Raw genomic sequence first — 12,670 nt, 5'->3', positions numbered from 1 at the left:
TCATGGACCCCGCGAGCCTCACCCTGCAGACGCAGCTGGCCACCACACCGACCCGCGCCTTCCGCGCGCTGACGCGGGCCGGACAGTTGCGCCAGTGGTTCGTCGACAGCCTCGACTACGACCGTTCCCTGCTGGTCTTCGGTGCCGGACGCCAACTCACCTTCATCACCGGGACCGTGCTCGCCGGGCAGGGGCAGGTCACCACGTACCGTCCGCCGTCGGTGCTGGAATACAGCTGGAACAACGAGACCCTGCGCTTCGAGCTCGACGCCGAGGGCGAGGAAACCTGCCTGACCTTCACCAATACCATCTACGGGGCGCAGGCTGAGGCCATCGCCGAGGCCTCGGTGCCCGACTGGGAGGACGCTCTGGCCCGGTTGCGCGGCATGTTCGCCGGGGATGGGCCGGAAGAACTCCACGACATCGAAGGACGCGAATGACGGAACCCCAATCACCGGACGACCGGCTGACCAGTCGCTACGGCCGGGCCCAGTCGTGGTCGCCGCAGCAGTGGAACTCCACTCTCGACACCATCACCGCCCACCGCTCGGTCCGGCTGTGGCAGGACCGGCCGGTCGACGACGCGACCCTGGACACCGTGCTCGCCGCCGCGCAGTCCGCGCCGTCCTCGTCGAACAAGCAGACTGTCTCGGTGGTCGCCGTGCGTGATCAGGCGGTGAAGGAGCAGTTGGCGAGCATCGGCGCGCGGATGTCCGCGCACGTCGCCACCGCCCCGGTGGTGCTGGTGTGGATGGTGGACTTCTCCCAGATCCGCTTCCATGCCGCGCAGGTCAAGAGTGAGCAGGATGCCGAAGACGCCGAAGGTGGCGCGGGTGGAGCGGGTCCTGCCGAGGAGATCCACGGGGTGTCCACGCGTCCCCCGCACGACCTCGGGGCGCTGGACTACCTGGATGAGCCGGTGACCTCGGTGCTCGACATCGGCATCACCTCACAGACCGCCGCGATCGCCGCCGAGTCGTTGGGGCTGGGCACGGTGTTCCTCGGATCGATGCGCAACGACATTGGCGCGGTGCAGGAGATCCTCGGCATCCCGCAGACCGTGGTCCCGTTCCTCGGTCTGGCGATCGGCTACGGCGCCCCTGCGGAGAACGCCGGGGTGAAGCCGCGGCTGCCGATGGAGCTCTTCGTGCACCACGACCACTACAACGACCGTGGTGGTGCCGACTCCGCCGATTCAGCCGGTGAGAGTGAGCGTGCCGCCCTACTCGCCGACTACGACGAGGCCCTGGGCGCCTACTTCGCCCGCTACGGCCAGCACCCGCAGTGGTCGACGCAGACGCTGCACCGAGTATCCGACAAGGCCGCCACGAAGACGAAGCGTCACCTGCTGCGCCGCTTCCTGGAGCGCGCCGGCTTCGCGCTGCGATAGACAGCAAGCCCGGAGGTTGGTGCGACCATCCTCCGGGGTTGCTCCGTGGGATGCGGCCCGCCCGGACTGTTACCCTGCACAGACATGACACGACGACCGGACGCAGCCTCCGACCTGCGAAGCACTCTCACCGGACTCGACGGCGCAGGCTACGGCGCATACAAGAAACTACGCGGCACTCACCGGCTGCACACCACCTCCGGCACGCAGGTGACCCTGTCAATCGACAAGGTGCAGGCCGACCCCTTCGCCCCGCCGTCGTTGATCCAGGTCAGCGTCCCGTGGTCGGCGACCGGAATCCCCGGCGACGCCCCCGGCGAGATCCCGCTGCGCGACCACCTCACCCGGCGCGTGGCCACCGCCCTGCGTACCCACAACCCCTCCGGCGGCAAGGGCGCGGGTTTCCTGTCGGTCGACGCACCCGGCCAGCAGGTCCTGGACCGAAGCAGCGTGGTCATCGAACAGAAAGGTCAGGACGCCCACCTCACCGTCCGGCTCGAGGCGGCGATGCCCGCCCAGGGCCGACGCATCCGCGGCCGGGCGGCGGCGACGTTGCTGTGCGACGTGCTGCCCGCGGTGGTGCAGGACGCGCTGCTCGACCTCGATGCTCCCGCACTCGACGTTCTCGATCAGGCCCGCAGCGCCTACCGTGACCAGGAGTTCCTGCGCTCCTGGCTCGGCGGGGAGGGCCTGGTCGGCTTCGTGGCCGACGGTTCGGTCCTGCCGCGTGCGGCCGGCAACTCGCAGCGTCCTCTCACCAGCGCGGTGCCCTTCGAGGCCCCGGACTCACTGCGGCACACCGTGACGCTGCCCTCGGGACGCACGGTGAGCGGGCTGGGCGTGCCTAAGGGCGTCACCTTGATCGTCGGCGGCGGCTACCACGGCAAGTCCACGCTGCTCAGCGCCCTGGAATTGGGGATCTACAACCACGTGCCCGGCGACGGGCGTGAATTCGCCGTCACCGACCCCGATGCCGTCGCCCTGCGCGCCGAAGACGGCCGCCCGGTCACCGACGTGGACATCTCCGCCTTCCTCCACGACCTGCCCGGCGGGACGAGCGGGAAAACTCCCGACACCAGGTGCTTCTCCACCACCAACGCCTCGGGCTCGACCTCCCAGGCCGCCGGGCTCGTGGAAGCGGTGGACTCCGGTGCGACCACCCTGCTCATCGACGAGGACACCTCGGCGACGAACTTCATGATCCGCGACGACCGCATGCGCACCCTGGTGCCCGCGGCAAAGGAGCCGATCACCCCGCTGGTCGACCGCGCCCGCTCCCTGCACGATGACCTGGGTGTCTCCACCGTGCTCGTCGCCGGTGGCTCGGGCATGTTCATCGACGTCGCCGACACTGTGATCATGCTGGACAGCTACCACCCGGTGGACGCCACCGCGCGCGCCGCCGAGCTCGCTGAATCGGTCGAACACACCGAGCCGATGCGGCGTCCTGCTCCCCGCACCCTGGCACGTGCGCCGTTCTCCTCCCCGGGACGCGGCGGCAAGGGGCCGCGTCCCCCGCAGGCGAAGGGCTTGCACTCGGTGCGCGCCGGTGGGAAGTCGGACGAGGACCACATCGACCTGGCGGCCTGGTCGCAGTTGGTCGACTCCTCGCAGACCAACGCCATCGCCGCCGCGCTCGCCGGCCTGGACCTCGACGGCACCACTCCCCTGGCCGAACTGGTCGACGAGGTCGTCTCCCGGGTCGACCACGATGGGCTGGATGTGCTGTCCACCCACGGTGCCGGACGCCATCCCGGGCGTCTGGCAGGAGTGCGCCGCCACGAGATCGCCGCGGCCGTGAACCGCTACCGCGGACTGCGCGCCGCCCGGGCCTGACCTGACCGCCCATGTCACCTGAGTCATGCCCCAGGCAGAAAAATGGGCGATTCTCGCCCTGGGGCATGACTCAGGTGACATGGCAGCCGGGGCGCGCCTACTGGGGTCCGTCTACTGGGGCACGGAGCCTGGGGGCGTGGCGATGACGACGTCGTCCGGGCCATTGCAGATCTCGCCGGCCTGAAGCTCCGCGCTGCGCCCGGCGGACGGAATGGAACAGTCCCACTCCCCGACCTTCATGGCCAGGGTGTTGCCGCCGCCCTCGGACGAGGCACGCTCGCGGTACTCGTCGATCACGCCCTCGGCCGTCAGGCACGACACCGAACCCTCGCGGACCTCCACCAAGGTGTTGCCGGACGCCGCCCCGCAGGTCGTGCCGGCCGACACCGGTTCGTCGGTCTCGGTGTAGTCCTCGGTGATCTCGGACGGAGCCACAGAGGTTTCCGAGGTCTCAGGTTCATTGGGGTCCACGTGGTACTCGGAGTCGAGGACGTCGCCGGTGATGGTCATCGTGCGGTCATCCCCGCTGATGGTCAGGCCGGTCTCGCCCACGGTGCAGTCGAGTTCACTGTCCTCCAGAGTGCAGGACGCATCCCCGACGTTCAGCCTCTCGCCGTCCTGCAGTTCCCCCGGGGCGGGTGGCACGCCCTCGAGCACGTTGTAGGTGACACCCTCGGCGGTGATCGTCGCCGCTCCCGGACGCTGGCGCTCGAAGGCTGGAACCTGGATGTCCGGAGCGTCGTCCGGGGCGGTTCCGTTGCAGGTCACGGATGCGGAGTCGGAAGCCGCACTGTCCTCGGCGACCACGCAGAGGCCCATGTCCGCCGAGTCCGAAGCACTCGTGCGGAAGTTGAAGATCGTGCGCCCGTCACGCTCGAAGTCGGCCGGGTCGACGTCCACGACCGTCGGGGCGTCGGTCGGGGTGTCGGTAGCCGTCGCCGACGTCGTCTCCGGGGAGAAGGTCGGCGCCGGTGCGTCCTGCCCGTCCCCTGAGGAGGAGCAGCCGACGATGAGGGATGCCACGGCAAAAGCACCGGTGGCGAGGGTGGTTATCTGTAGTCTCCGCACAGGAACGTGTCTACCAGGTCGGCATACGCCCTGACCGTCAAATCCAGATCTTCGAGGTACAGGTGCTCGTCGTGGGTGTGTAGCTGCGCGTTGACCTCTGCCAACGTGCGCTCGCGGGCGTTGAGGGCGAAGCCGTAGCCCACGCCGCCAAGACGCCGGGCGAAGCGCAGATCGGATCCGCCGGCGGCGAGGGCGGGGACGATCCTCGCCTCGGGGAAGAACTCCCCCACCGTCTGCCCGATCGCCCGGTACAGCGCGGAGTCGGTGGTCGATACTTCCGCCGGTTCAGAGATCAGCCGTTCGATGCTCACCTCGTCGGCCAGCTCGCCGAGGGCGGCGCGCAGTTCGGCGTCGACGGAGTCGTCGTCCTGCCCGGGCAGCGGGCGGATGTCGAGCTCCAGGTAACCGCTGGACGGCAGGACGTTGATCGCCTGGCCGGCGCGCAGCACCGTCGGCGCGATGGTCAGGTGCGATACCGCATCGGCGTAGCGGGCAAGGTCCCCGAATTGCAGGTAGGCATCGTCGTCGGCACCCGCGAGCAGGGCGTCCTGCACGTCGGGGCCGAAGCGGAAGGCCTCGACGAAGCCCTGCCACAGCGGGTCCTGCGACACGGCCGGACGGTGCGCGGCGATGCGTCCGGCGACTGCGGCCAGGCGGGCGACGGTGAGGTCGCGGCCGAAGGGTTGGGAGCCGTGACCGGCGTCGCCCGAGACGTGCAGACGCCGCTGGGCGGCACCCTTCTCCCCGACGACGACCACCACGGCGTCCTGTCCGTCGGTGGTGGGCAGGTGGGAGCCACCGGTTTCGGAGACGCAATTGCGCCAGCTGAAGGCGTCCGGGTGCTGCTCGGAGAGCCATTTCGCACCCAGCCCACCGCGGGCCTCCTCATCGGCGACGCCAACGAAGGTCAGCGTCCCACGTGGTGGCCGACCGGCGGCAGCTGCACGGGCGATGTTGCGGGTGACCACCGCCATCGGCGCGGTGAGCCCCAGCATGTCCACGGTGCCGCGGCCGTAGATCTTGCCGTCGATGACCTCGCCGCCGAAGGGGTCGACGCTCCAGCGGTCGCGATCGACCGGGACCACGTCGGTGTGGCCGAGGAAGGTCAGCGGTCCAGCGTCCGGGTCGCTGCCCGGCACGGTGACGATGATGCTGGTGCGCCCCTCGCGCGGCTGCAGGCGGGTGACCTGCACGGACCCGGCGGCGATCTCCTCGGCGAAGAAGGCCTCCAGGGTGTCGGCGTTGCGGACCTCCTGGCCGGAGTCGGCGGTGAGGTCGTTGACGCAGGCGTTGCGCACCATCGCCTGCAGCAGGTCGAGGGAGTCGGTATAGAGGTCACTCATCGCAGCGCCTCCGGCACGTACCAGTAGTCGCCCTCGCCGCGTCCGTCGAGGTAGTCGGCGAATTCATCGGATCGGTAGGCCTCGACCACGGCATCGGCCCAGTCGGTGTCGGTGTCTTCACCGCGCACCACGGCGACGAGTTCGAGATCGGGCAGCAACTCCTCCTGCAGCAATTGCAGGTCCGGGTCCACTCCGGCCGCGTAGGACATGGAGCCGGGGATCACGGCCCAGTCGACATCGTCGAGCGCGCGGGAGATCAACCCAGAATCCAGGGTGCGGATGTCCAGGTCGTGGGGGTTGTCGGTGATGTCGGCACCGGTCAGGTTGGTCTCGTCGGCATCGTCGGCGAAGGTCAGCCAGCCGGCTTGGGCCAGGATGCGGTAGGCGCGCGAGGCATTCGACGGATCCTCGGGGATGCTCACGGACTGCCCGTCGGCAATCGCGTCGAGGCTGTCGTGGCGCGAGGAGTACAGGCCCGCCGGCACGGTGGGGATCGGCGTGATCGCCGCCAAATCCGCCCCGGATTCACTGTTGAAGTTCTCCATGTAGGCGGTGTGCTGATCGACGTTGAGGTCCACGCTGCCCTCCTGCAGCGCGATGTCGGCCTGCTGCAGTTCGGAGAAGTCGTCGAAGGTGACCTCGTAGCCCTCGTCCTCGAGGATCGGCGCCACGCCCTCGCGGAAGAGTTCGCTGTAGGGCCCCGGCGACGCGCCGACGCGGATCGTCCCGTCCTGCCCGTCGTTTCCGTCGGACGCGCAGGACGCCGCGCCCATCGCGAGCGCGGCGGCGACGGTCGTCGCCCCGGCTGCGCGTAGGACGCGGCGGGTGGTGCTGCTTGCGGCGCTGGTGGCGCTAGTCATGCTGGTCTCCTCGTGGTGGGTGAAACGTCGTCCACCCACCACACTAGACCAGTCAGTCTAGTCCGTTACCGGAGGGGGAGACGAGGATCTTCACAGCAGTCTCGTTGCGGTTGATCAGCGTGTCGAAGCCCTCGTCGACCAGCCCTTCCAAACCGATCTTGCCGGTGATGAACGGGGAAAGGTCGATCTTGCCGGACTCCACCAGCTCGATCGTGGACGGGTGGGAGTTGACGTAGCCGATGGTGCCGCGCACGTCGAGCTCCTTCATGACCAGCTTGTGCATGTCGAAGTCGGACTTGTGGCCCCAGATCGACACCACGACGAGCACACCGGTGGGACGCAGGGCGTCCATCAGGGTGTCGAGCACGACCTGGACGGAGGTGCACTCGAAGGCAACGTCCGCGCCGACCCCGTCGGTCAGCCCGTTGACCTCGTCGACGACGTTGACCTCGGCCGGGTTCAGGACGACATCCGCCACCCCGGAGTCCAGCGCCTTCTGCCGGCGCAGCTCGGAGAGCTCCGACATGATGACCCGGGCACCGATGGCCTTGAGCACTGCGGCAGTCAGCAGGCCGATGGGGCCGGCGCCACCGATCAGGGCGGTCTTGCCCTTGGCGTCGGTGGCCAGCAGGCCCGAACGCTCCACGGCGTGGTAGCCCACCGTCAGCGGCTCGATCAGCGCAGCCTGGTCCAGCGGGATGGACTCGGAGATCTTGTGGATCCAGCGGCGACGCACGACCACGTTCTCCGAGAGTCCACCACCACGCCCCGCCAGGCCGATGAAGTTCATGTTCTCGGAAAGGTGGTAGGTCGTGGACTCCGGGCCGGTGTCCACGCCGTCGGCGATGATGTAGGGCTCCACGACCACGTGGTCGCCGACCTTCAGGTCGTCGATGCCCTCGCCGACCTCGCTGACCACACCGGAGAACTCGTGGCCGAGGGTGACAGGAGCGTCCTCCCCGGAGATCGGGTGCGGCTTGCCGCAGGCCGGGCAGAAGATCGGGCCGTCGAGGTACTCGTGCAGGTCGGTGCCGCAGATGCCGCACCAGGCCACGTCGATGCGGGCGGTGCCGGGCTCCAGCGGCTGCTGGTCGATGTCCTCGACCCTGATGTCGCCACGGTCGTAGAAACGTGCTGCTCTCATGGTGCGGTCCAGTCCTTCCGGGAGGGTGTGGGACCACCGGGTTGACGGCCCCGCGTTACCCCCGAGATTAGCCACTTCCGGAACACACCGCCGCTTGGATATAACTCCAGAAATAGTTAGATTTATGGCCCCTGAACGGCAGATCACAGTGCCTCGCGAGGGGCGTCGCGGACCACAGAAGCTGTGCCTGGCCTGAGCTCCAGCTACCCCCTTCACCAGCGCGGTTCAACACCGCCGTCAGCATCTGCTCCTCGCGCCAGTTTCCACGATGTCGGCAGCCGAGCTGCTCACCCCAGTCGTATCTATAATGGAGAATCGGCTCCGAAAACCACTGTTCAGCACGTGTGCTCCCCGCGCCAGCGGGGATGAGCCGTACTACGACGCTGACCGGACCATGTGGCGGTCGTGCGCCCCGCGCCAGCGGGGATGAAGCTGAAATCTCCCACCACGTGCTCTTGCGACGACGCTTCGCTCAAGCTTGAACCACGCCCCGGCTGTTAGCTTCCCAACACACCGCAGGACGGCGTGGTCGCCGCCGCTGCGACCAACCCGGCCGACAGCCCGTTGATGTAGCGCGCCTTCTCCGCGTCCGTGATCCCGTGCGCTCCCCCGCCGGTCGCGCTGCCGAACTCGCTGTAGACCCAGGGAGTGTCGGCGATCAGGGAGATCACCGGGATGTCACCCTCCCACAGCGGGTCTCGTCCATTAAAGGAATTGTCACGCACGGGCACCTGCGTGCCTTCCAGCAGCGAGCGCGATCCCGCCACCACGCCGGACAGCCGCTCTGACTCCTGCGCCATCGCTGAACTCTCGAAGGTCACCGTGGCCGACTGGCCGTCCTGCCCGGTGCCGGTGCGCTGCCCACCCTGACGCTGCGGGAAGATCGCCGAGTTCGCCCCGCCGGGCGTGGTGTGCACCGACACCCCCACGAACGCCCCGGCGTCCGACGCTCGGTCGACCCGCTCGCGGTAGGTCACGTCGTCGTCCACCGACTCCTTGAGCAGGACGCTGTCCACGCCAACCAGCGCCAGGCGCTGCTCGACGGCGCGGGCGATCTCCATCGCGTCGACGTCCTCCTGCTCATTGGGGTAGTCGATCATGCGCACCCCGGTGACCGGGTCGAAGTCCTCGGTGCGGGTGCCGTTGTGTCCCGGGTCGATCGCGACGACGCAGCGGTTCGTCGAACTGCCCGACGGAAGAGAGGGCAGGGAGGACTGGGCGTGCGCCACCCCGGTTCCCGCCATACCCAGCGATATCCCCAACGCGCTGAGCAGGGCCACTCCCCTCCTGGCGACGGTACAAACGGGACCAGAGTTACGCATGGGAGCGATGGGATAAAAGAAACGCATGAGACTAGTCTAAGACATCGAGTTATCAACCCTCATCCGACCACCCCACCGCCAGCGCGCGCTCGATGATCTCGAGCACCGCGACAGCGTCCGCAGGGTCGACCGGCACAGACCCCTCCCCACGGATCGCCACGGCGAGCTGCCGGTAAAAGGCGACGTAGTCACCGTCCAGCGTCTCCACCGTGCGCGGCGCAGCCTCACCTGAGTTCTCGCCCGACACAGTCCCCCACGACTCCGGCGGGGTCACGCCGAAGCCCGCGTCGCCGGGACGCAGGCCGTCCTTCAACGCTTGTTCCTGACCGTCAATCCCCCAGCTGGTGTAGCCGGCCGTCGAACCCACGACCTGGAACCGCGGGCCCGGGTTCGGGCGCACCGCGCTCATCCACAGGTGCGAGCGCACTCCCGAGGTGTGGTGCAGGGCGAGGAAGACGTCATCATCGGCGCTGGTGCCGGCTCGACGCCGGTCGATCTCCACGTGCATCGAGTCCGGCGCCGAGTCGAGATCCACCGGCCCGAAGAGCTGCAGCGCCTGGTCGATCACGTGCGAGCCTAAGTCGAAGAGCACCCCGGCACCGTCCACGGGCCGTCCGGAGTAGCGCCAAGCGTCACCCGGGGTGGGCTCAAACTTCTCGAAGCGTGACTCGAATCGAGTGATCTCCCCCAACTCCCCGGCGTCAATAAGGGAACGCACGGTGCGGAAGTCGCCGTCCCACCGCCGATTGTGGAACACGGTGAGGCAGCGTCCGGCGTCCTGCGCCTTCGCGATGAGCGCGCGCCCGGCCGCGGCGGTGAGCACGAAGGGTTTGTCGAGCGCCACGTGCAGCCCGGCGTCCAGCGCCTCGGACGCCAGGGCCTCGTGCGAGTCCCCCGGCGTGGCGATGACGACCAGGTCGAAGGCGTCGGCGCGGGCGAAGACGTCCTGGGCGGAGTCCAGCAGTTCGGCGTCCGGATACTCCTCGCGCACGGCCGCCCGGCGCGCACCGTCGGTGGTGACCACCGCGCGCAACTCGAAGGCGGGGGCGGCGGCGATGAACGGGGCGTGGAAGATGCGTCCGGACAGGCCGAAGCCGATCACGGCGGTACGGATTGGGGTGCCGATAGTGCTACTCATGCACCCCTTCTACACGAACTAGACGAACACCGAGATCAGCAGCGCCATGAGCAGACCGAAGACGGAGACCAGGGTCTGCACCGTCATATGCGTCTTGGTGGCCTGGCCCAGCGTCATGCCGAAGGACTCCTTGACGAACCAGAATCCGGCGTGGTTGATCCAGTTCAGACCCACCGAACCCGAACCGATGGCGATGACCACCAGGGACACGTACGCCGAGGGCATGCCCACCACCAGCGGGGCGAGGATGCCCGTGGCGCTGACGATGCCGACCGTGGCCGAACCGGTGCAGAACGACAGGATCAGCCCGATCAGCCAGCCCAGCACGATGAGGTTCATGTCGATGCCGGAGACCACGTCGACGATGGCGTCGTTCATGTCGGAGGTCTTGAGCACCGAGTTGAACATGCCGCCACCGGCGATGATCAGCGCCACACCGGCGACCGAACCGAGCGAGCTGCCGAAGGACTTCTTCACGTCCGCGCCACTCATCTTCGACGCCGTGGACAGCACCACCGCGGCGAAGAGCACGCCGATGAACATGGCGATGACCGGCTCGCCGAGCAGCGCGGCAGGGGTCTTCAGCGCCGAATCCGGGGCGACGAGGTCCACCACCGTCTCGAAGAGCATGAGCACCACAGGCACCAGCACGCACACGAAGGCCAGCCAGGTGGGCACCGGACGCAGCACGGTGCCGGACTCCTCGCCGCGGCGCGGCTCGGTGGCCACTGCGCCGGACGCTTCGCCGTCCGAGCCGTCCGCGTCGGACGCTGCGGCACCCGTGCCGCCTGCGGTGGTAGCCGCAGTCGCCGCGGCAGTGTCGGCCTCGAGCTGTGCCGGTGTGGTGCCGGTGTACTGGCGCACGAGCTTCTCGTCGGGCTCCAGGGAGATGCGCGGGGCGATGAAGTGACCGTAGACCGGCCCGGAGAGGATCACGGCGGGCACCGCGCACAGCAAGCCCAGGCCGATGGTCAGGCCGATGTTGGCGTCCAGCCCGTTGACGGCGATCGTCGGGCCGGGGTGCGGCGGCAGCATGCCGTGCAGGCAGCTCAGCGCCGCGATCGCGGGAATGAGGATCTTGAGGTACCAGGTCTTCGGACGGCCCGCAGCCACGTCGAGGCGCAGGGCGACGCCGTAGATCACCGGCATGAGCACGACCAGGCCGACCTCGAAGAACATCGGGATACCGATGAGGAAGGCCACGCCGGTCATCACCCACGGGGCGGTGCGCGGTGAACTGTGCTCCACGACGAGGTCGGCGATGCGTCCGACCGCGCCGGAGTCGGCGAGCAGGCGGCCGAGCATCGCGCCGAGGAAGACGACGAGGCCGGTCTCACCGAGGGTTCCCCCGGCACCGTCGATGAGGGTCTCCGGGATGTCGGCGAGCGGGAGCCCTGCGGCGACGGCGGCGAAGAAGGACACAACGGATAGCGCGAGGAACGGGTGGAGTTTCGTGCGCCAGTTGATCAGGAAGATCAGCAGGACGATCGACACCGCCAGAACCCCAACCAAATAAGCTGGTGAATCATACATGGAGAGCCAGGTTACACGTCCAACATAAGCGTCTACTACACCACGGTAGGGCTAGTGATGTGTCGGAGGATTCCCGCTCCGGTCAGTGGGAGTTCAGTGAGCGGACACGAGATCGCGCAGCGCCGTGATCTCGCGCGGAGTGACCCGGCAGCAGCCGCCGATGATGTGCACACCGGCGTCCAGCAGGTCCGGCACGCTCTGCAGCAGGCCCGGGCCCTCGCTGCTGCGCGGCACCCACACCCGGTTCACGTGGTCCCAGGTCTCACCGCTGTTGGGGTAGGCGATCAGCGGGAGGTCGGTGAACTCGGCCAGCCGGCGCACACCGGCCAGCACGTCCCCCGCCGACCCGCAGTTCACCCCGACCGCGCGGATCGCCGACGAGCCGGACGCCACGGCGGCGATCTCCGCCAGGTCCGTGCCGTCGCTGAGCACCCCGTCACGTCCGGCCGCGACAGTCACGCTGAGCAATGCCGGACGCCCCACCCGGTCGAGTTCCTCGGCCAATGCTTCGATCTCACGGATCGACGGGACGGTCTCCGCCAGCAGGACGTCCGCCGGGGTGTCGGCGAGGATCTCGATCCGACGACGGTGCCACGCCGCCAGTTCGGCAGTGCTCAGTCCGTAATCACCGTCGTACTCCGTGCCCTGCCCCGGGCCCGCGCCGTAGGGGCCGACGGACGCGGCGACGAGAACGTCGCCCGCTGCGTCCTGCGCATTTTCCTGGGCAGCGTCCTGCGCGAGCTGGACGCTGCGGCGCAGCAGCGACTCCGCGACGTCCGGCGCCTCGGAGGCGTCGACGCCGGCGGCGACGAGGCCGTCGACGGTGACCTCGTAGGAGCAGGTGGTGGCGATGTCGGCACCGGCATCGAAGAAATCACGGTGGGCGGCGGTGACCTCGGCCGGGTCGTCGCGCAGGATCTGCGCCGACCACAACGAACCGGTGACGTCGTTGCCACGGTCGGCCAGGCGGGTGCCGAGGCCGCCGTCGAGAATCATTCGGGGAAGAAAGGGGTCTATCATCCGGTCCACTGTAGAC

General features: G+C 68.6%; 11 protein-coding genes. 3 read left to right on the top strand and 8 right to left on the bottom strand.

Translation table 11 applies throughout. The annotated features are described in order from the left end of the window. Positions 1-2 precede the first annotated feature (2 nt). From ACT3SZ_RS08035 to ACT3SZ_RS08025, 3 genes are all read left to right on the top strand, one after another. Complete coding sequence (locus ACT3SZ_RS08035; protein WP_444618016.1) at positions 3-440, top strand: SRPBCC domain-containing protein; 438 nt, start codon at positions 3-5, stop codon at positions 438-440. Further along, entirely contained in the window at positions 437-1,390 is a 954-nt protein-coding gene (locus tag ACT3SZ_RS08030) for a nitroreductase family protein (RefSeq protein WP_444618015.1), read from the top strand. Before ACT3SZ_RS08035 ends, ACT3SZ_RS08030 begins: the two co-directional genes overlap by 4 nt. An 84-nt stretch (positions 1,391-1,474) precedes the next feature. Further along, the gene (locus ACT3SZ_RS08025) at positions 1,475-3,226 is read left to right on the top strand and encodes a P-loop domain-containing protein (RefSeq protein ID WP_444618014.1); all 1,752 of its coding nucleotides are present in this window, start codon (positions 1,475-1,477) and stop codon (positions 3,224-3,226) included. 111 nt (positions 3,227-3,337) lie between these two features. On the opposite strand, the gene ACT3SZ_RS08020 is transcribed toward ACT3SZ_RS08025, so the two are convergent. The 8 genes from ACT3SZ_RS08020 to mmuM form a co-directional block, all read right to left on the bottom strand. After that, positions 3,338-4,294, bottom strand: a complete 957-nt coding sequence (locus ACT3SZ_RS08020) for a hypothetical protein (RefSeq protein WP_444618013.1) — start codon at positions 4,292-4,294, stop codon at positions 3,338-3,340. After that, complete coding sequence (locus ACT3SZ_RS08015) at positions 4,276-5,637, bottom strand: M20/M25/M40 family metallo-hydrolase (protein ID WP_444618012.1); 1,362 nt, start codon at positions 5,635-5,637, stop codon at positions 4,276-4,278. The genes ACT3SZ_RS08020 and ACT3SZ_RS08015 overlap by 19 nt, the downstream gene beginning before the upstream one ends. After that, complete coding sequence (locus tag ACT3SZ_RS08010) at positions 5,634-6,497, bottom strand: MetQ/NlpA family ABC transporter substrate-binding protein (protein WP_444618011.1); 864 nt, start codon at positions 6,495-6,497, stop codon at positions 5,634-5,636. The genes ACT3SZ_RS08015 and ACT3SZ_RS08010 overlap by 4 nt, the downstream gene beginning before the upstream one ends. Before the next feature lie 52 nt (positions 6,498-6,549). Next, on the bottom strand, positions 6,550-7,641 hold the full coding sequence (locus tag ACT3SZ_RS08005) for a 2,3-butanediol dehydrogenase (RefSeq protein WP_444618010.1): 1,092 nt from the start codon (positions 7,639-7,641) through the stop codon (positions 6,550-6,552). Positions 7,642-8,138: 497 nt separating this feature from the next. After that, the gene (locus ACT3SZ_RS08000) at positions 8,139-8,921 is read right to left on the bottom strand and encodes an N-acetylmuramoyl-L-alanine amidase (RefSeq protein WP_444618009.1); all 783 of its coding nucleotides are present in this window, start codon (positions 8,919-8,921) and stop codon (positions 8,139-8,141) included. Positions 8,922-9,015: 94 nt separating this feature from the next. After that, positions 9,016-10,101, bottom strand: coding sequence for a Gfo/Idh/MocA family protein (locus ACT3SZ_RS07995; RefSeq protein WP_444618008.1), 1,086 nt, complete (start codon positions 10,099-10,101; stop codon positions 9,016-9,018). Positions 10,102-10,119: 18 nt separating this feature from the next. Beyond that, positions 10,120-11,634: a GntP family permease gene (locus ACT3SZ_RS07990; protein WP_444618007.1), complete on the bottom strand. Its 1,515-nt coding sequence runs from the start codon at positions 11,632-11,634 to the stop codon at positions 10,120-10,122. Between the two features lie 93 nt (positions 11,635-11,727). After that, positions 11,728-12,654: a homocysteine S-methyltransferase gene (mmuM, locus tag ACT3SZ_RS07985; RefSeq protein WP_444618006.1), complete on the bottom strand. Its 927-nt coding sequence runs from the start codon at positions 12,652-12,654 to the stop codon at positions 11,728-11,730. Between the last annotated feature and the right edge of the window lie 16 nt (positions 12,655-12,670).

Source organism: Corynebacterium sp. AOP40-9SA-29, assembly GCF_052377405.1.
Taxonomy (GTDB): Bacteria; Actinomycetota; Actinomycetes; order Mycobacteriales; family Mycobacteriaceae; genus Corynebacterium.
Note: the sequence above shows the minus strand (reverse complement) of the source record. Positions and strands in the feature narration are given on the sequence as shown.